This window comes from Pseudomonas sp. S2_C11, assembly GCF_054668395.1.
The window spans coordinates 452,501-472,096 of the sequence record NZ_CP162765.1 but is presented as its reverse complement, the minus strand read 5'-3'; the positions used below and the strand labels follow the sequence as shown (position 1 = coordinate 472,096).

Below are 19,596 nucleotides of genomic sequence, written 5' to 3'. Positions count from 1 at the left end.
CCAGCTCTTGCTTCAAGCGTTTATTGAACATGGGAAAGCACCGATGGCAGGGTAGTTAGCGGATACAACCTAGCCATCGGCCTTGCGCAGCTTTTCTTAAGCCAGCTCCAGACCCGTCAGTCGAAAATAATCCGGCGCTTGCGGATCAGGCAGCGCCGGCCGCCTGACACGGTCCGGTACGTGGCATGCGCGCACCGAAATACGCCGCCGTCACAATCCCCACAGCGCCCATCACGGCACAAAAGATCACGCAGATCCATGGACTCCACGGCATCAGACCAATCAGCAACAGCGGTGTGATACTTGCCCAGGCGGCGTAGGCAATGTTGTAGGTGAAGGAAATGCCCGACACGCGAATCCGCGCCGGGAACAACCCGACCATCACCGAAGGCACCGCACCTACTACCCCACAAGCCAGGCCGGCGACCGCATAGGCCATGCCGATCCAATGGCCGCCCATGATCAGACAGCCATACAACACGCCAATGCCCAGCGGCAGCAACAAGCTGTAGAGCATGACCGTGCGCCAGGCGCCGATGCGGTCGACCAGCAGCCCAGCGATCACGCAGCCGATATTCAGAAAAACGATGCCCAAGGCACTGAGGCCGAAAGTGTGGCTGGCGGTCATGCCGAAGGTTTTCTGCATCATCGTCGGGGTGATGACCACGAACACCACCACCGCCGAGGTCAGCACACACGTGAGCAACATGGCCGGCAGCATGGCCAGACGATGTTCACGCAGCACCGTGCGCAACGGCAGTTCGACCCGCGCCTCGCGCTGCGCTTCCATGGCCATGAACACCGGGGTTTCGCTGAGCCAGCGGCGCAGGTAAACGCCCACCACGCCGAACACTCCGCCGAGCAGAAACGGATAGCGCCAGGCGTAATCGAGAATTTCGGCAGGCGTGAAAACCTGTGCCAGGAAGGTCGCAGTGAGTGCGCCGATCAAGTAACCGAACGTCAGGCCGGCCTGCAGAAAGCCCAAGGCGTAACCGCGATGGCCGGTCGGCGCATGCTCGGCGACGAACACCCAGGCACTCGGCACCTCCCCCCACCGCAGCGCCTTGCAGGATGCGCAGCGCCAGCAACAGCAAGGGCGCGAAATAGCCGATCTGTGCGTAGGTCGGCATGATCCCGATCAGCAGACACGGCAGCGCCATCATCAGGATGCTCAGGCTGAACACCTTTTTGCGGCCCAGACGATCGGCGAAATGCGCCATCAGAATCCCGCCCAACGGCCGCGCCAGATAACCGGTGACGAAGATGCCGAAGCTTTGCAGCAGACGCAGCCACTCCGGCATTTCCGGCGGGAAGAACAACTGACTCAGGGTCAGCGCGAAGAATACGAAGATAATGAAATCGTAGATTTCAAGCGCCCCGCCAAGCGCCGCAAGGCCGAGGGTCTTGTAGTCGGCACGGCTGAACGGCGCCGGTCGGGCTGGGGAGTTGGCAGTCATGACAAAGAACTCAGGCATCGGCAAAAACCAAGGCGCTCATGGTCTACGCAAATGCGCGGATCGACAACCCGTCAGACCATAGTCTCGGTTTGCGAAAACCTGCTCAACAAAAGGGCGGCGCTTGATTTACTGTTAGCGCCTGTCCAAGGGACCACGCCAACACCGACCAGCCGCCCATATGGGAGCGAGCCTGCTCGCGAAAGCGTCAGTTCAGACAACCTGATGCTGAATGTGCCGACGTCTTCGCGAGCAGGCTCGCTCCCACAGGGGTCTCTGTGGCTGTCGAGCCGGGCGACTGCTCCCACGGATCAAAATAACCATAAAAAATCCGAGGTACTTCCCGTGGCCGTTGATATCGAAGATAGCCGCTCCGCGCGCTTTGCCCTGCGCTGTTCCAGTTTTGCCGAACGCTGGTTTCCCGACTCCTGGGTATTCGCCGCGTTGGCCGTGATCATCGTTGCGCTGGCCACCCTGGCCATGGGCGCCAAACCCACCGCTGCAGCGATGGCCTTCGGCGACGGCTTCTGGAGCCTGATCCCGTTCACCATGCAGATGGCCTTCGTGGTGATCGGCGGCTACGTCGTCGCCAGCTCTCCGCCCGCAGTCAAACTGATCGACAAACTGGCACGCATCCCGAAAAACGGCCGCTCCGCCGTGGCCTGGGTGGCATTGATCTCGATGGTCGCCTCCCTGCTCAATTGGGGTCTGTCGCTGGTATTTGGCGGGCTGCTGGTACGCGCCCTCGCCCGCCGCACCGATCTGAAGATGGATTACCGCGCCGCCGGTGCCGCTGCTTACCTGGGCCTCGGCGCGGTGTGGGCGCTGGGCTTGTCATCGTCGGCCGCACAGTTGCAGGCCAACCCGGGCAGCCTGCCGCCGTCGATCCTGTCGATCACTGGCGTAATCCCGTTCACCGAAACCATTTTTCTCTGGCAATCCGGGGTCATGCTGCTGGCGCTGATCGTGATCTCGATCATCATCGCCTACGCCACCGCGCCCGGGCCGAACTCGGCACGCGACGCCAAGGCCTGCGGCATCGACCCGGCGTTCAACCTGCCGCCGCTGCAACCGCGCACTCGCCCCGGTGAATGGCTGGAACACAGCCCGTTGCTGATCATTGTGCTGGTGCTTCTGGCGGCGGGCTGGCTATTCCACGAGTTTTCGACCAAACCGGCGATCACTGCGATTTCCGGCCTGAACACCTATAACTTCCTGTTCATCATGCTCGGCGCGCTGCTGCACTGGCGCCCGCGCAGCTTCCTCGATGCGGTGGCCCGTGCGGTGCCGACCACCACTGGCGTGTTGATCCAGTTTCCGCTGTACGGCTCGATCGCCGCGCTGATGACCACGGTCAAAGGCGCCGACGCGCAAACCCTCGCGCATCACATCTCGACTTTCTTTGTCAGCATCGCCTCCCACGACACCTATGCGCTGCTGATGGGCGTGTATTCGGCGATTCTCGGTTTCTTCATCCCGTCCGGCGGCGGCAAATGGATCATCGAAGCGCCCTACGTGATGCAAGTCGCCAATGACCTGCAGTACCACCTCGGCTGGGCGGTGCAGATCTACAACGCCGCCGAAGCCCTGCCGAACCTGATCAATCCGTTCTATATGCTGCCGCTGCTGGGCGTGCTCGGGTTGAAGGCGCGGGATTTGATAGGCTTCTCGTTTGTGCAACTGCTGGTGCACACGCCGCTGGTGCTGCTGTTGTTGTGGGCGCTGGGGACGACATTGGCGTATACGCCGCCGGTGATGCCGTAAGTCGATAAAAACGCACCTGCTCAAGGGCAGGTGCTCTCAAAACTTGGTTTGATCGCTGCTTTAGACGGGTCGCGCCTGATCAAGCACCTGCTGACGAAATTTCACTGGCAGGTCGCCGGGGGTCAGCACCTCGACCGCAACACCCAGCAGGTCTTCAAGCTCAACCTGAAGTCCGCCCAGATCAAAAAGCGTCGTGCCGGGCAGTGGGTCAACCAGCAGATCGAGATCGCTGCCGTCCAGATCCGTCCCCAGCAATGCTGAACCAAATACACGCGGGTTGGCCACGCGAAAGCGCCCGATCACTTCGCGGACGGCGGACCTTTGCATGTCGAGAGCAGTAGAAGGCTTCATGACTCACCCTTGGAAAATTCGATGTCGCTGCAGTCTAGCAGTGCGGACGCGCACCAGGCAGCGTGCTTGTTGGCACAGCCGTAACAATACGTGCGCTGCTTGGGTAATACCGCATTCGGGCAAGAATCCACACTCAACCGCTTTTCTGTCAAACACCACTGATCCACTATGAAGCGCCCCCAAATCGAGGGGAACCCACGCTGAAAAGGATCTGAGCATGTTCAAACTCGCAGGACTTACCCTCGTTGCACTGACGCTAAGCGCCGCCGTCCACGCCGATGTCGACGTAAAACTGGGCAGCACCGAGCGCGTCACCCGCCTCTTCGCCTACCCCAACAATTGCAGCGTGATCTGCTTTCGCAATTGGACGCTGGAGCAGACCGTTGCTCACTACCTGAGCCAGAGCGTCCAGCGCGACGGTTACGCCGATGCCAAGGTGCTGGTGAAAACCGACAACGATCAGCTTTACGCCGAGATCACCGGAGTGCCGGACGGCTATGACAAGCCGCTGTCGGCGTTGCTCGACGCCGGCGACCTGGCTTATGCCGGCGCCAGCAAGCTGAATGCCGATGGCAAATGGGCCTACAGCTGGTATCTGTTCCTGCCGTTGGGCATGGCCTTGGAAAATCGCAAGAGCGTCGAGTTGCTGCACTTCCCGCCTGACTACTCGCTGACCCAGGCGCAGAACTATCTGCGCTCGAACACCACCGATCGCTGGGCGACGTTGCTGACCGATAACGGCATCCCCGCCGGGCAGACGCCGGCTTACCAGACCATCATCGACATCGCGCCGATCGCCGCGCCGTCCAATGCCGGCGGGGATCTGGAGGATGTCTACGACTACTTCAAGGATTACCAGACCACGCTGGTCAAGCAGTTCAGCCAGACCGCCAGCGGCGCGACGCTGCCGATGGTTGCGTTCGGGGCGCCGGTGCGCAACTGGATCAAGGAACAATACGGGCCGACCTTGGGGGTGCTGGGGCTGGCGAGCATCAGTCCGGCCGAAGGAGTGAATGTGCCGGTGCTCGGCTCGAATCATCCGAGCTATATCTGGTACGCCGCCGATCCGAAAAGCTATACCGGCGACGATGCCCAGGCGAAGGCAGACGCGGCGGGCTTGAAAGTCATGGGCCAGGATTTGAGTGCTGCCTGCTGGCAGGCGGCAATGGGCAGCAAACCGGGCAGCGATGCGCAGGCCACGCTGAACAGTTGCACGCAAACATGGCAGGTGACGCAAAAGGTCAAAACCTGCGAGTTGTTCTATACCTCGATCCGCAACCTCAGCGCTGAACAAGCGGCTGCCAAGTGCGCCACGCCACGCATCAAGACACAGCTGCAACAGCTGAAAGCGCCACTGCCTGCGGCCGCCGTGCCCGCACCAACTCTGTAATCGCTACTGGAGTCCCCCGTGTCAGCCAATGCTGACGCGGGCCAGCGGTGATCGCGCCTGTCAGGTTTGACAGTAGACCGCTACCTTCAATTGCGCGACGCTTGGATCCAATCATGCCTCGCCTGGCGGGGCATGGGCACAACCCGGAGGCAACACTCAACAACAAGGATCGTTATGAACAATCAAGCCATGGGCCGGCACCTTCCACGCGATACAGAAGGCATCTATCCGTTCGCCGGACTTCCGGTGCGACTGGGCTTTCCATCCTGCCAGGACTTTCAGATTATCCACGACGAACGTGGCATGGCCACGGCGGTGGTCGCGCGCCGCGAGTTTCTGCGCATTAGCCGAATGTGCCGGGTTTCCGGGCAATTGCTGCCCTATCGCTGTCGACAGACCCGTCAGTTGCAAACCGGCATCCACGTTTACGATCCGCGCTTTTGCGGTGTGCTCGAGCACGCCTGCGATCCGAATGTATTTCTCGACATGAGCGAGTTGTGGCTGTGGGCCTTGAAAGATATCCATAGCGGCGAACATCTGAGCATCGATTACGCATCGACCGAAGACAAACTGCTACGCCAGTTCGCCTGCGATTGCGGCTCGTCGCGCTGCCGTGGGTGGATCACCGGTTACGACGATCCACCCACGCCTGAAGGCCAGCGCTTTTTACAGCGCTGGCGGCATCCAGGCCGTAACTGAACGCCGTGGTTACGGGGCGCCGACCGGACGTAAGCGGTATTGCGGCGGCAACTGTTCGAAACCGCTTATGGTGGTATTGAGACTTTTCCAGCGGCCGTCCTTGATCCCGTAGATGCAGCCGTGGATCGACAGCGGCTGTCCGCGATGCCAAGCGTTCTGGATGATGCTGGTATGCGCGACGTTGGCCACTTGCTGGATCACGTTGAGTTCGCACATGCGATCGACCTGCTCTTCTTCGGTCGCCAGCTTGGCCAGCTCTTCGCGCTTTTCGTAATAAAGATCGCGGATCGACCGCAGCCAGCCATCGATCAGGCCGAACTGGCGATCCTGCATCGACGCGCGCACGCCGCCGCAGCCGTAGTGGCCGGTGACGAGGATGTGTTTGACCTTGAGCACATCCACCGCGTACTGGATCACCGAGAGGCAGTTGAGGTCGGTGTGCAGCACGACGTTGGCGACGTTGCGGTGTACGAACAGATCGCCCGGCAGCATGCCGACGATTTCGTTGGCCGGCACGCGCGCGTCGGAGCAGCCGATCCATAGATATTCCGGGGTCTGCTGGCGCGCCAGTTTGGCGAAGAAGTCCGGGTCTTCCTTGGTGATCGCGTCAGCCCAACGCTCGTTGTTATCAATCAGGTCTTGTAGATCGTGCATGGATAAGGCCTCAAGAAAGATGCGCAGGTTTGATAGACGACCACCCGTCGAAGTCACGCCGCCAGCGCAAAGTGTTTTCGTTGGAATTCTCGCGCGCCCGGTGAGTCCACTCAGTAAGGCCCACAGTATGAGGAATTGCCATGACTGATTCACGACGCCCTTATGATGCGGTGCAACCGGAACCCATCGACGATAACGAAGACCGCATGGGCTCGGTGCACGAGCTGGATTTCGACGACGAAGAGCCCAGCGCGAAAATCGGAGATGAGCTGCCCGAGCGTGAACGCGAAAAATTGATGCCGGCTGAGCGAGTGCGTGAGGCGGGTATGACCGGGGCTTCGGTGGATGATCATCAGCCGACCGACGATGACCTGAGCCCGGAAACGTTGATTCGCGAGGATGGCGCGCGCGATGCCGATGAACTCGGCGAGGGCAATCCGGCGGATTGGGATTTGAGCGAGGTCAGTGAAACCGACATCGGCGGCGGTGACGGGCTGGATGAAGCGGAACTGGCGGATCTGGATCCGCTGGATGGCAAGCGCTGACCCGCTGACTTGAAATTTTGCCCCCTGTAGGAGCTGCCGAAGGCTGCGATCTTTTGATTTTGCTTTGGATCTTACAAAAACAGGATCAAAAGATCGCAGCCTTCGGCAGCTCCTACAGAGCCTAATCCACCAAGGTACAGGCCATCACCACCGCATCTTCACGCCCACCCACCGCCGGATAATAATCGCGACGCCGGCCGATCTCGTTGAAGCCATACCGCTCATACAACTTGAAAGCAGCAGTATTGCTGTCGCGCACTTCGAGAAAACACTCGCGAGCCTCAGCCGCGTACGCTCGCGACATCAGATGCTCGAGCAACGTCAGGCCCAACCCCCGCCCCTGATTTTCCGGCTTGACGGTGATATTGAGCAGGTGCGCCTCATCAAGAATGATCTGCACCACGCCATGGCCAACCTGTTGCTGGCCTTCGAACATCAGCCAGATCTGGTATTTGCCCAGGCCATCGAGAAAAATCCCCCGGGTCCACGGATGGCTGTACGCGGCGTATTCGATCTTCAACACAGCGTCCAGGTCCGCCTCGGTCATCGGGCGAAAGGTTACAGCCTCACTCATCGGATTGTTTCCAGCGCGCCATCAGCCGACGCATGGCTTGCCACACAGCGGCCTTGCGCTGTGGCTCTTCCATTAACAGTTCCAGACCGGGAATCGCCCAGGCCAGGCCCAGACCTTCGATCTGCAATTCACTATTGAACGCTTCGGCGTCCGCTTCCCCGGCAAACTTCAGCGCCGGCAGGCCGATCAGCCACAGACAGGCGCAGGGTGCTGCTTCCATCTGCACTGAGAGGAAGCCTTGCACGAAGTCGCGCGCCGCTTCCGGGCCTTGATCCAGCGTGCCGCGATTGAGCCACGGCCAGCGCACCGGCTCGCCGACGATCTGCGGCGCATCCGGCAGACCGGCGGCGCGCAGCATGTCCTTGAGCAGCAGGTAGGCCGGATCGCGACTTTGAAACGCTTCGCCTGTGGGTAACTCGACCAGCAGCAGGCAGCGCCCGGCGCGCAGCAGTTGCAGGGCGAACCGAGGCGGCGGCACTGGCGCAGGCTTGACCACCACCGGCGTGTCATCGACTTCCTCCACCGGTTTGGCGCCGTTGCGGGTACTGGCCAGCGACGGACGCGGCACCTCGATTTTCGGTCGCTCGACCTGACGCGCGGCAGGCTGCGCCGGTGCTTCGGCCTGAGGCGCCGGTGCAACCGGCACCTCAAGCTCAGGCTCGGGCATCTCCAGCAGCTCGGGCCGCGACGGTGCGGCGAAAGGCAGTTCGGTGCGCGGCAGCCAGTTGACCACCTGCATGGCGTTCAAATAGGCGCGGCGGCGGGACTCGATAAGCAAAGGTCGGCCACTTGTGGATAACGGAAAGTGCGCTGATTCTACCGCCCTTCGCACAAGATCGCTCGCTGTTGATCGATACCCCGCGCTGCGCTGCGCCGCTGCCCTTTGGGCAAAGAATGCGACAGCCCGTCCCGAGAGTGAATCGCCGCGCCTGTGATGCAGTACAATCGCCGCTTTTAATCGCCAACCAGCCGGCCATTCCGATGATCGAACCCAAGCGCGTCTTGCGCGCCCTCGCTGAACACTGGGCACTTCTGGAGCCACTGTGCGAGCACTTCGACCAAGGCACCCTGAGCCTCAACGAACTGCGCACGCAACTGGCCGCCCAACAACTCGACAGCACGCCGCAGGACATCACCAGCCTGCTCGATGTGTGGATTCGCCTCGATATTCTGGTTCCGGTGGCGAAAAGCCCGAACCGTTTCGAGCTCAACGCGCAGATCCACGACTTCCTCGCCTACCTGCGCCGCGAACACCGCCTCGGTCTGTGCCTGGAAATCGAAGCCTATTTGCGTCACCTTGAGCGTCTGGCCGGTTATATCCAGGACGCTTTCGACGTTCGTGACGGCAACGATCTGGCGCGCCAGCTGCGCTTGCTCGACATGCGCGTGCGCGACGTACTGAAGAAACTCGACAACGACGAACAGGCGCTGGTGGCCGTGGCCGAGCGCGCGAAGACCAGCGACCGGCAGATTCCGCTGCGTCAGCGTTACGCCGAAGTCCTGGCGACGTGGGACGAATACGTCGAGCCGATGATCGATCTGGTCAACGCCGATGGTGCCTTCGAGCAAGGCGTGCGCAAGGTCGAAACCGTGCTGCTGAAGATGCTCAGCGAACAGCAGCGCCTCGGCCATCTGGTCGATGACGACATGCTCCTGCGCACCCACGCGCGCATCCTCGAAATGCAGACCAGCGCGCAACTGACCCTGCGCCATGCCCGCGAACTGCTGCTGCCATTGCGTGAAGAAGCGCGTCGGCATAACGCCGTGACCCGTGGCGCCGCACTGGCGCTGGCGGCGATCCGGCGTAAAGGCATCGACGCCGTGCCGCAAGCGGCGATGCCGCTGTTCACCCGCCCACAGAGCACCTTCCTCGGCAGCGCCAGTCAGGTCGAAGCCTACGTGTATGCCCTGGCGCGTTTCGAGCCGAAACCGGCGCGCTTCCCCAAGGCGCACAAAACCCAGAAGGCGGGCGACGCTCCACGAGCGCCGCGCACCGTGCGCGAGATGGTCGATCGTTGCGAAGAGTCCCTGCCGATGCCGGACCTGATGACCTGGCTGCTGGAGCAGGAACCGGACGGCGCCACCGACGAATTGCTTTACTGGTTCTCGCGCCTGTCGCGGGAAAAACGTTTCAAGCGCGAGCGTCTGGAACGCCGCGAATACCATACTCACGAGCACCAGGTCAGCCTGCGCTCCTTCGCCCTGCTCTCGGCCAGCGATACCGCCGCCGAGGATTCTGCGAGCATCCCAAATGCATCTTGATCTTTCCGAACTGTCGCAACTGGCGCCGATCTTCCGCGAGTTGTTCAAGGGTTACCACGTCAGCCGCCGTGATCCTGAGCTGTACGCACAACTGTCAAACTTCCAGGATCAGTACCGCACGCTGTTCAAGGCGCTGGGCTTTGAACTGGTCTGCGACACCCGTGGCTTCTACTATTTCGTGCCGGACATGGCCGCCGCAGCGGTGAACAAGACCGCCCAGCGTCTGGCGCTGTTCACCTTCATCCTCGTCGAGCACCTGGCCGATCAGGGCCGCGACCCGATTGCCGTGCTCGACGGCGGCAGCCTCGGCCGCGAAGAATTGCCGTCGCTGCTCGACAAGTACCGCGACCTGTTCATTCAGGCCGAAGTGCAGACTGTTGAAGAACTCGAAGAAAAAATCATGCGCCGCATGACCCAGCTTGGTTTTGCCGGCGAAGAAAACGGCGTCTACCGCTTCCTGCCGCCGATGCACCGTTTCCTCGACGTGTGCCTGTCGGTGCAGCAGGACCGCGACCTGGCAGCCAGCGTCCACAGCGTTCTGCCGCTGCCGGCGCCGGTGCTGATCGACGAAGAAGCCGAAGCGAAATTCCTCGAAACCGACGATCCGCTCGATCTTTCCGAATTTGAAGAAGAAAGCGAAGAAGACGCACTGGCCCGCGCCATTGCCGAAGAACAGGAGTCCGATGCATGAGCCAGGAACGCTACGGCATCCGCCGCTTTGCCCTTTTGAACACCGCCGGTTACAGCCTCGGTCTGTTCCCGCTGGAAGAACCGTTGTCGGTTTACGGCGCGAACAACCTCGGTAAATCAGCGTCGATCAACGCCTTGCAGTTCCCGATTCTGGCGCGCATGTCGGACATGAGTTTCGGCAAGTACAGCCTCGAACAATCGCGGCGCTTCTACTTCGCCTCCGACACCAGTTACATCCTCGTCGAAGTCAACCTGCCCCACGGCCCGCACGTGATCGGCGTGGTCGGTCGCGGCCCGGGCGGCGGTTTCGGTCACCAGTTCTTCGCTTACGCCGGCAAGCTCGATCTGGCGCATTACCAGAAAAACGACACCTGCCTGCGCCAGAAAGAACTGTTCAGCAATCTCGAAAAAGAAGGCCTGAAAGCCTACGAACTCAAGCCGGATGAACTGCGCCGCTTGCTGGTTGGCGGCCATACGTCGATCCCGCTCGACCTAACGCTGATCCCGCTGCGCTCCACCAGCGAGCAGAGCCTGAAGACCTTCCGCGCGCTGTTCATCAACCTGCTGCACATGCGCGAAATCACCGCGGCCAAGCTCAAGCAACTGTTCCTCGATGCTTTCGAACACAGCTTGCGTTCCGGCAGCGTCGACTACATTGCTGCCTGCGAAGAAGCCTTCCGCGATGTGCGGCGCATGGAGCAGGACTACAACTCGCTGGTCGCTGCCGGCCCGTTGGTTGAAGCGCTGGCCAACGGCGTGAAACAGCGCGATGTGCTGCGCGGCAAACTGCATCGCCTGTCGCCGCTGCTCGACTCCTTGCTCGGCACCTGGTCGGACTACGCCACGGCGCGCAAGGAAGAGCTGACCATCCAGGCCGAGCACTACCGTCGCGAGCAGGACGACCTGCAGAACGATCAACGCGGTGGTACTCAGGAACTGATGCGTCTGGAACGGGAAATTTCCGGTATTCAGCGCTGGCTCGGCGAGTTGTCGGTGCTGAAGAACCGCTTCGCCCTGGTCGATGACGTCAAAGTGCTCGAGCAACAATTGCTCGCGGCCAAGGATGCACACGACGAACTGGCCGGTGCCTTGGCGCAGTCGCGTCAGTTCAGCGCCGAAGATCTCGAAGAGCGTCTGCGCGATCTGGAAAAACGCCTGAAGTCGGTGAAGCAACAACTCGATCACGCCGACAACAACAGCTACGCCCGCCTGCGCGAAGAGTTCTCGCAGCAGGACGTCGAGCGCCTGATGCGCCTGTTCAACAGCGCGCTCTTCAGCCTGCCGCTGGGTGAACACGGCATCACCCTCGACGAGAACGGTGAGTGGGTCAAATCGGTCGAGCTGATTCTTGATGGCTTCAAGGGCGAGCGCTTCGAAGTGCCGGGCCTGTCGATCGACATCTCGCACATTGAGCCGCCTGCCTTGCAGGCTCTGGCTGACCGCGCCGCGTTGCGCGATCAGAAAGAGCGTCTGGAAAAAGAGCTCAAGCAACTGAAAACCCAGCAGGCCGTGGCCGCCGACCGCGCCGCGAGCAAGACCCAGACCGAAGCGCTGTACCAGCAGGTGCTGGACGCACAGAAGGCGCTGGAAGATTTCCGTCGCACCCAGACGCTGAGCGCCGAAGAAAGCGACAAGCTTGAGCAACTGGCGCAGATGGAAGCCGCGCAGGACGAACTCAAGCGCTCCAGCGATGCGTTCACCGAGCGCGTCCAGCAACTGTCGGCCAAGCTGCAACTGGTCGGCCGGCAGATCGCCGATATGGAGGCCAAGCAACGCACCCTCGACGACGCGCTACGTCGTCGTCAGTTGCTGCCAGCGGATCTGCCGTTCGGCACGCCGTTCATGGATCCGGTCGATGATTCGATGGACAACCTGCTGCCGCTGCTCAACGATTATCAGGACAGCTGGCAGGGCCTCCTGCGTGCCGATGGCCAGATCGAAGCGCTGTATGCGCAGGTGCGTCTGAAAGGTGTGGCCAAGTTCGACAGCGAAGATGATATGGAGCGGCGTCTATCGCTGCTGATCAACGCTTACGCGCACCGCACCGATGAAGCCCTGACCCTCGGCAAGGCGCGGCGCGCGGCGGTCACCGACATCGCCCGCACTCTGCGCAACATCCGCAGCGATTACGACAGCCTCGAGCATCAACTGGCGCTGTTCAACCGCGAGATCAACAAGCGGCAGGTTTCCAACCTGCAGAGCTTCCGCATCGTCCTCGCACCGAACAAGGAAGCGCTCAAGCACATCGACCAGATCATCCACAGCGCCGGGCAATATGAGGAAGGCGAAACCCTGTCGGTGTTCGACCTCAGCCAGAGCGCCGAGCAGGACAACAAGAACGAAGAGGCCAAGGAATATCTGGCGCGGCTGGTGGCAGCGAACCACAACCAGCTCGGCCTCAAGGACTTGTTCGAACTGGCCTTCGAGATCACCAAGGTCAACGGTCAACCAGTCATCCACACCGACATCGACGGCGCGGCCTCCAACGGTACGACCATGACCATCAAGGCGCTGACCAACATGTACTTGTTGCTGCACTTGATGGATCGCGATCTGGCCGGCCGCGTGCGTCTGCCGTACTACCTCGACGAGGCGGCGGACATCGATGAGAAGAACCAGGCGGCGCTGCTGGAAACCAGTCTGCAACTGGGCTTCGTGCCGATTCTCGCAAGTGTGAAGCCGCAGGTCTGCGCCAGTGTCGCAATCGACCTGGAAGGCGGCAGCGGCCCGGCCGGGATCTACATCGATGAAGCGGACTGGAAGTACATCCGCCGCCATGATGTGGTCAAGGCCACGCTGAATGTGCAGGCGGATGAGCCGGAGCTGGATGCGGTTTGATCGGCGGTAGCTGAAGCAAAAAAAGGGCCGCGATCTGATGAGATCGCGGCCCTTTTTTATGGTCTGGATTTTGTGTTGATGTGGCTGGCCCCTTCGCGAGCAGGCTCGCTCCCACAATTGGAATGCGTTCCCCTGTGGGAGCGAGCCTGCTCGCGAAGGCTATTCAATAGGCGCCACTACTTACCCAGCTGAATCTTCGGCGCCCAGGTCAGCCATTCATCCTCGAACTTGTCGAACAACGGGAACGTCTGCTCGGCTCGCGCCGGATTGCCCATGCGCTCGCCATCCGGCGTGGCGAAGGCAATCCCGCCCTGAATCAGTGTCTCCAGCGACTCGGTGCGCACCGTCACGCCCTTGAACAACCCATAATCGAAGCCCACGCCGCTGGTGTTCCAGAAGCGGCTGCCACTACGCACCAGTGGCGCGTACTTCGGCTCGATCAGGATGTGCACCAACACACGGTCAGCTGTCTGGCCCAATTCATAACCGGTCACCTTTCCGACGGTGATCTCACGGTAAGTCACTGGAACGCCGGGCTTCAAGGAACCGCGACGTGCGGCGCTCAACACCAGACTCAGACCCGCTTCCTGCCTGGTGACTTCCGGCGCTTCGGCCAAGGCAACGAAGTTCTTCTGCGGGCCGAGATTCTTCGCCGCCGGCTGGACTTCGATGTATTTGCCGGTGACCAGCGTTTCCAGATTCTGCGTCTTGATCAGACCCAGTTCCGGCTCGACCACCCAGAATTGACTGCCGACTCGCGCAATCTTCTCCGGCACTTCGGTGATGCGAGCGGTGAGGATCACCGACTGCATGTCGTCGGTCAGATCGACGCTTTCAATCTTGCCTACGTCCAACCCCTTGAAACGCACTGGCGTACCGCTGCTCAAACCGTCGGCGCGATCGACTTTGATGGTAACGACTGCACCTTTCTTGTTCGCCTCATCGTGATCGGCGAACAGACGGAAGCGCGGGATACGTTTCTTCAACGGCGCATTGGCTTGTGGGGTTTCGAAGGCAATACCACCGGCCATCAGGGTTTGCAAAGATTCACTTTTGACCTGAATGCCGCCGGTCAAGCCACCCGTGAGGGTAATGCCGCTGACATTCCAGAAGCGCGTCGAAGCGTTGACCAGGTTTTCATATTCCTTCTCGATGTGCACGCCGATGACCAGCTGCTTCTTGGTTCTGGAGAACTGGTAGCTCTGCACCGAACCGACCTTGACCTGCTTGTACAGAATCGGACTGCCGACATCGATCGAACCCAGCGAATCGGTAAACAACACCAGATGCAGGCCCGGCGAACGCAGATCCAGCGGCGGAGCTTTCGGTCGCGCTTCGAACTCGCGTTTCGGCGCAGCGCCTTTGTCGCCCGGACGCACGGCGATGTAGTTACCTTTCACCAGCGCTTCCAGGCCGGTAATACCGGCAAGGGATATCGACGGTTTGACCACCCAGAACTGCGTGCCCTCAACCAGATAGTCTTCGGCCAACGGATCGAGGGTCAGCTCGGCTGTGGCGCTGTTCAGGTCCGGATCGACTTTGAGCGCTTTCAGGTTGCCGACCTGAATACCTTTGTACATCACCGGCGTGCGACCGGCCTGCAGGCCCTCGAAATCGCTGAGTTTGACCTTCACGCGAATCCCGGCAGCGGCAGCGTCGAAGTCTTCATAGAGACGGAATGGCAGGCTCGGATCGGTCGCCGGACTGTCCTTGCGATTCTCCGGCGTCGCGAACGCGATACCACCGGCGACGATACTAGCCAGGGATTCGCTGCGCACTTTCACGCCGGACAGGTTAGCGTCGATGCTGATGCCGCTGGCGTTCCAGAAACGAGTATGTTTGCGCACCAGTTTGGCATAGGTCGGCTCGATGAACACTTTCAGTTCAACGGTGCTCTGATCCTCGGACAGCACGTAGCTTTTGACCTGACCGACCTTGATCTGCTTGTAGAACACCGGGCTGCCGCGATTCAACGAGCCGAGGCGATCGGCCTTGATGGTCAGGTGCAGACCGGGCTTGGCGTCGGACAGCGGCGGCTCTTCGGCCAAAGCCTTAAACTTGCGAACCGGCTCGCCTTCACCGGGACTGATGGCGACATAGTTACCCGAGACCAATGTTTCCAGACCGGTGATACCGGCCAGGGTCACGCTCGGTTTGACCAGCCAGAACCGCGTGCTGGTCTTCAGGTACTGCTCAACATCCTTGTTCATCTCGATGGTGGCGATCACCCCTTTCGAGTTGCCCTCATCGTCGAGCTTGAGCGTCTTGACCTTGCCGACCGGCATGCCTTTGTAGACCACTTCAGTCTTGTTGGCCTGGATGCCTTCGCCGCTTTCAAAGCGCACCTGAATCTCGATACCGGTCTCGGAATAAGCACGCCAGCCGAGCCAGCCGCCGATGATCAGCGCGATCAGAGGCAGCACCCAAATGGCCGACCAGTTCGAAGCCGGTCGGGTTTTCGCTACAGGCAAATCAGTCATGGTCGTCGTCCGACTCCGTGTTATCCCAAATCAGTCGGGGATCGAAAGTTACTGCGGCGAGCATCGTCAGAATCACCACGGTGGCGAAGGCGACGGCGCCCAGATTTGCTTCGACACTGGCTATCCGGCCGAAGTTGACGACCGCCACGAGAATGGCGATCACAAAAATATCGAGCATCGACCAGCGGCCGATGAACTCGATGAAACGGTACATCCAGATACGCTGACGGGCCGACAATGGCTGCCGACGCTGCACGGAAAACAGCAGCAGCGCGATGCCGACCAGCTTGAACGTGGGCACCAGAATGCTGGCGATGAACACCACGGTGGCGATCGGGATCATGCCGTGCTGAACCAGTTCAATCACGCCGGACATGATGGTGCTCGGTTCACCCTGGCCCAGAGAACTGACCGTCATGATCGGCAAGACATTCGCCGGAACATAGATAATGGCTGCCGTGATCAACAGCGCCCAGGTGCGGGTCAGGCTGTTGGGGCGGCGAGCGTGAACCTGCGCGCCGCAGCGGGTACAGCTCTGCTCATCGACGTCAGCTTCCTGCTTGTTCAGTTCGTGGCATTCGGTGCACACCAGAATGCCCGCATCAATCGCCCGCATGGGCATCCTCTCCTGATAATGCCTGCCAGATCTGATGCGGTGACATCACCACCTCCAGCCAGACTTGCACCAATAACAAGCCAATGAAACATGCCAGCCCGAGGCCGACGGTGATTGCTGCCATATCCGCCAGCTTCACGATCGCGACAAGCACGCCCATGAGGTAGACCTCGAGCATGCCCCAGTCTCTGAGGTGGTGGTAAATACGATAGAGCAACAAGCCATAACTGCGGCCGACATTGAAGCGGATCGTCAGTAGGACAAACAGCTGGCACAACAACTTCAGTAACGGTATGGCCATGCTGCAAAGGAAGACGACGATCGACACACCTTGCATGTCGGTGCTGAACAGGCCGACTACGCCACTCCAGACCGTATCCTGCGAGGATTGCCCGAGGATATTGAGTTGCATGATGGGTAAAAAGTTTGCCGGCACGTAAAGTAATAACGCGGCAATTACCAGGGCGAGGCTACGCTGCACCACGTTATGGCGATGGGCATACAGTTCGTAACCGCAGCGCGGGCAGAGCGCTTTCTCACCATGGGCAAGTGTCGGCTTGCGCATCAGCAGGTCGCACTCGTGGCAGGCTATCAAGTCTTCCAGCGGTAAATCTGACAGCCCGGGGGCGTCAACCGATTCTGACATACAGGCTCTGGCTCCGATAAAGATGGGGCTATTCTAGTGTTCTGCTTCGAAAATAACTGTGCAATTTTGTTCGCCATAGCTCTGAAAAACTTTCTCGCAGGCAAAACAAAACCCCAACTGCTTTCGCAATTGGGGTTTCGGAATTTAATCTTGACGATGACCTACTCTCACATGGGGAAACCCCACACTACCATCGGCGATGCATCGTTTCACTGCTGAGTTCGGGATGGGATCAGGTGGTTCCAACGCTCTATGGTCGTCAAGAAATTCGGGTACTGACTCGGGACCGGATGGCCTCGCTTCAGCAAATTGGGTATGTGACAGCTAGGTGTTTGTGAGTTTCGAACTTTCGGTTCGTTTCGTCTTCACACACCGCAATCTGGTGCCTTTTCAGGTCAGCAAATTGCTTGGGTGTTATATGGTCAAGCCTCACGGGCAATTAGTATTGGTTAGCTCAACGCCTCACAGCGCTTACACACCCAACCTATCAACGTCGTAGTCTTCGACGGCCCTTCAGGGAACTCAAGGTTCCAGTGAGATCTCATCTTGAGGCAAGTTTCCCGCTTAGATGCTTTCAGCGGTTATCTTTCCCGAACATAGCTACCCGGCAATGCCACTGGCGTGACAACCGGAACACCAGAGGTTCGTCCACTCCGGTCCTCTCGTACTAGGAGCAGCCCCTCTCAAATCTCAAACGTCCACGGCAGATAGGGACCGAACTGTCTCACGACGTTCTAAACCCAGCTCGCGTACCACTTTAAATGGCGAACAGCCATACCCTTGGGACCGGCTTCAGCCCCAGGATGTGATGAGCCGACATCGAGGTGCCAAACACCGCCGTCGATATGAACTCTTGGGCGGTATCAGCCTGTTATCCCCGGAGTACCTTTTATCCGTTGAGCGATGGCCCTTCCATACAGAACCACCGGATCACTAAGACCTACTTTCGTACCTGCTCGACGTGTCTGTCTCGCAGTCAAGCGCGCTTTTGCCTTTATACTCTACGACCGATTTCCGACCGGTCTGAGCGCACCTTCGTACTCCTCCGTTACTCTTTAGGAGGAGACCGCCCCAGTCAAACTACCCACCATACACTGTCCTCGATCCGGATAACGGACCTGAGTTAGAACCTCAAAGTTGCCAGGGTGGTATTTCAAGGATGGCTCCACGCGAACTGGCGTCCACGCTTCAAAGCCTCCCACCTATCCTACACAAGCAAATTCAAAGTCCAGTGCAAAGCTATAGTAAAGGTTCACGGGGTCTTTCCGTCTAGCCGCGGATACACTGCATCTTCACAGCGATTTCAATTTCACTGAGTCTCGGGTGGAGACAGCGCCGCCATCGTTACGCCATTCGTGCAGGTCGGAACTTACCCGACAAGGAATTTCGCTACCTTAGGACCGTTATAGTTACGGCCGCCGTTTACCGGGGCTTCGATCAAGAGCTTCGCGTTAGCTAACCCCATCAATTAACCTTCCGGCACCGGGCAGGCGTCACACCCTATACGTCCACTTTCGTGTTTGCAGAGTGCTGTGTTTTTAATAAACAGTCGCAGCGGCCTGGTATCTTCGACCGGCATGAGCTTACGGAGCAAGTCCTTCACCCTCACCGGCGCACCTTCTCCCGAAGTTACGGTGCCATTTTGCCTAGTTCCTTCACCCGAGTTCTCTCAAGCGCCTTGGTATTCTCTACCCAACCACCTGTGTCGGTTTGGGGTACGGTTCCTGGTTACCTGAAGCTTAGAAGCTTTTCTTGGAAGCATGGCATCAACCACTTCGTGTTCTAAAAGAACACTCGTCATCAGCTCTCGGCCTTAAGATCCCGGATTTACCTAAGATCTCAGCCTACCACCTTAAACTTGGACAACCAACGCCAAGCTGGCCTAGCCTTCTCCGTCCCTCCATCGCAATAACCAGAAGTACAGGAATATTAACCTGTTTTCCATCGACTACGCTTTTCAGCCTCGCCTTAGGGACCGACTAACCCTGCGTCGATTAACGTTGCGCAGGAAACCTTGGTCTTTCGGCGTGGGTGTTTTTCACACCCATTGTCGTTACTCATGTCAGCATTCGCACTTCTGATACCTCCAGCAAGCTTCTCAACTCACCTTCACAGGCTTACAGAACGCTCCTCTACCGCATCACCCGAAGGTGATACCCGTAGCTTCGGTGTATGGTTTGAGCCCCGTTACATCTTCCGCGCAGGCCGACTCGACTAGTGAGCTATTACGCTTTCTTTAAAGGGTGGCTGCTTCTAAGCCAACCTCCTAGCTGTCTAAGCCTTCCCACATCGTTTCCCACTTAACCATAACTTTGGGACCTTAGCTGACGGTCTGGGTTGTTTCCCTTTTCACGACGGACGTTAGCACCCGCCGTGTGTCTCCCATGCTCGGCACTTGTAGGTATTCGGAGTTTGCATCGGTTTGGTAAGTCGGGATGACCCCCTAGCCGAAACAGTGCTCTACCCCCTACAGTGATACATGAGGCGCTACCTAAATAGCTTTCGAGGAGAACCAGCTATCTCCGAGCTTGATTAGCCTTTCACTCCGATCCACAGGTCATCCGCTAACTTTTCAACGGTAGTCGGTTCGGTCCTCCAGTCAGTGTTACCTAACCTTCAACCTGCCCATGGAT

General features: G+C 59.4%; 14 protein-coding genes, 2 rRNA genes and 1 pseudogene (1 of these 17 running past the window's edge). 7 read left to right on the top strand and 10 right to left on the bottom strand.

All coding sequences use genetic code 11. From position 1 onward, the window contains the following. Window positions 1-145: 145 nt before the first annotated feature. Window positions 146-1,457, bottom strand: a pseudogene (locus tag AB4N48_RS02240) (MFS transporter). Between the two features lie 342 nt (window positions 1,458-1,799). Here AB4N48_RS02240 and AB4N48_RS02235 point away from each other — a divergent pair. Next, on the top strand, window positions 1,800-3,218 hold the full coding sequence (locus AB4N48_RS02235) for a short-chain fatty acid transporter (RefSeq protein WP_016773194.1): 1,419 nt from the start codon (window positions 1,800-1,802) through the stop codon (window positions 3,216-3,218). Between the two features lie 60 nt (window positions 3,219-3,278). Here AB4N48_RS02235 and AB4N48_RS02230 read toward each other — a convergent pair whose 3' ends face one another. Further along, window positions 3,279-3,569, bottom strand: a complete 291-nt coding sequence (locus tag AB4N48_RS02230) for a nucleotidyltransferase family protein (protein ID WP_042609686.1) — start codon at window positions 3,567-3,569, stop codon at window positions 3,279-3,281. Window positions 3,570-3,786: 217 nt separating this feature from the next. Between AB4N48_RS02230 and AB4N48_RS02225 the strand changes: the two genes are divergently transcribed. Next, complete coding sequence (locus tag AB4N48_RS02225; RefSeq protein ID WP_460094726.1) at window positions 3,787-4,959, top strand: hypothetical protein; 1,173 nt, start codon at window positions 3,787-3,789, stop codon at window positions 4,957-4,959. A 174-nt stretch (window positions 4,960-5,133) separates the two neighbouring features. Then, window positions 5,134-5,658, top strand: coding sequence for an SET domain-containing protein (locus AB4N48_RS02220; protein WP_095181644.1), 525 nt, complete (start codon window positions 5,134-5,136; stop codon window positions 5,656-5,658). A 9-nt stretch (window positions 5,659-5,667) separates the two neighbouring features. Here the strand turns inward: AB4N48_RS02220 and can are convergent, their stop codons facing one another. Continuing rightward, the gene (gene can / locus AB4N48_RS02215; RefSeq protein WP_039761245.1) at window positions 5,668-6,312 is read right to left on the bottom strand and encodes a carbonate dehydratase; all 645 of its coding nucleotides are present in this window, start codon (window positions 6,310-6,312) and stop codon (window positions 5,668-5,670) included. 140 nt (window positions 6,313-6,452) lie between these two features. Between can and AB4N48_RS02210 the strand changes: the two genes are divergently transcribed. Beyond that, a complete protein-coding gene (locus AB4N48_RS02210; protein ID WP_095181643.1) occupies window positions 6,453-6,857 on the top strand; it encodes a serine kinase/phosphatase in 405 nt (134 codons plus the stop codon). 121 nt (window positions 6,858-6,978) lie between these two features. Here the strand turns inward: AB4N48_RS02210 and rimI are convergent, their stop codons facing one another. Further along, a complete protein-coding gene (rimI, locus tag AB4N48_RS02205; RefSeq protein ID WP_039761243.1) occupies window positions 6,979-7,431 on the bottom strand; it encodes a ribosomal protein S18-alanine N-acetyltransferase in 453 nt (150 codons plus the stop codon). Beyond that, a complete protein-coding gene (locus AB4N48_RS02200) occupies window positions 7,424-8,170 on the bottom strand; it encodes an energy transducer TonB (protein WP_095181642.1) in 747 nt (248 codons plus the stop codon). Before AB4N48_RS02200 ends, rimI begins: the two co-directional genes overlap by 8 nt. A 242-nt stretch (window positions 8,171-8,412) precedes the next feature. On the opposite strand from AB4N48_RS02200, the gene mksB reads away from it, so the two are divergent. The 3 genes from mksB to mksF are packed head-to-tail and all read left to right on the top strand — an operon-like array spanning window position 8,413 to window position 13,221. Then, window positions 8,413-9,693 (top strand): Mks condensin complex protein MksB, encoded by a 1,281-nt coding sequence (gene mksB / locus AB4N48_RS02195; protein ID WP_160768349.1) that lies wholly within the window; start codon window positions 8,413-8,415, stop codon window positions 9,691-9,693. Further along, the gene (gene mksE / locus AB4N48_RS02190) at window positions 9,683-10,384 is read left to right on the top strand and encodes an Mks condensin complex protein MksE (protein ID WP_016773189.1); all 702 of its coding nucleotides are present in this window, start codon (window positions 9,683-9,685) and stop codon (window positions 10,382-10,384) included. The genes mksB and mksE overlap by 11 nt, the downstream gene beginning before the upstream one ends. Next, complete coding sequence (gene mksF / locus AB4N48_RS02185) at window positions 10,381-13,221, top strand: Mks condensin complex protein MksF (RefSeq protein ID WP_041480021.1); 2,841 nt, start codon at window positions 10,381-10,383, stop codon at window positions 13,219-13,221. The genes mksE and mksF overlap by 4 nt, the downstream gene beginning before the upstream one ends. Window positions 13,222-13,397: 176 nt before the next feature. Here mksF and AB4N48_RS02180 read toward each other — a convergent pair whose 3' ends face one another. From AB4N48_RS02180 to AB4N48_RS02160, 5 genes are all read right to left on the bottom strand, one after another. Next, on the bottom strand, window positions 13,398-15,701 hold the full coding sequence (locus tag AB4N48_RS02180) for a PqiB family protein (protein WP_095181640.1): 2,304 nt from the start codon (window positions 15,699-15,701) through the stop codon (window positions 13,398-13,400). Then, window positions 15,694-16,317, bottom strand: a complete 624-nt coding sequence (locus tag AB4N48_RS02175) for a paraquat-inducible protein A (RefSeq protein WP_095181639.1) — start codon at window positions 16,315-16,317, stop codon at window positions 15,694-15,696. Before AB4N48_RS02175 ends, AB4N48_RS02180 begins: the two co-directional genes overlap by 8 nt. Further along, window positions 16,304-16,963 (bottom strand): paraquat-inducible protein A, encoded by a 660-nt coding sequence (locus AB4N48_RS02170; RefSeq protein WP_024014315.1) that lies wholly within the window; start codon window positions 16,961-16,963, stop codon window positions 16,304-16,306. The genes AB4N48_RS02175 and AB4N48_RS02170 overlap by 14 nt, the downstream gene beginning before the upstream one ends. A gap of 148 nt (window positions 16,964-17,111) precedes the next feature. Further along, window positions 17,112-17,227, bottom strand: a 5S ribosomal RNA gene (gene rrf, locus AB4N48_RS02165). A gap of 154 nt (window positions 17,228-17,381) precedes the next feature. Continuing rightward, window positions 17,382-19,596, bottom strand: a 23S ribosomal RNA gene (locus tag AB4N48_RS02160) (it continues 679 nt past the right edge of the window).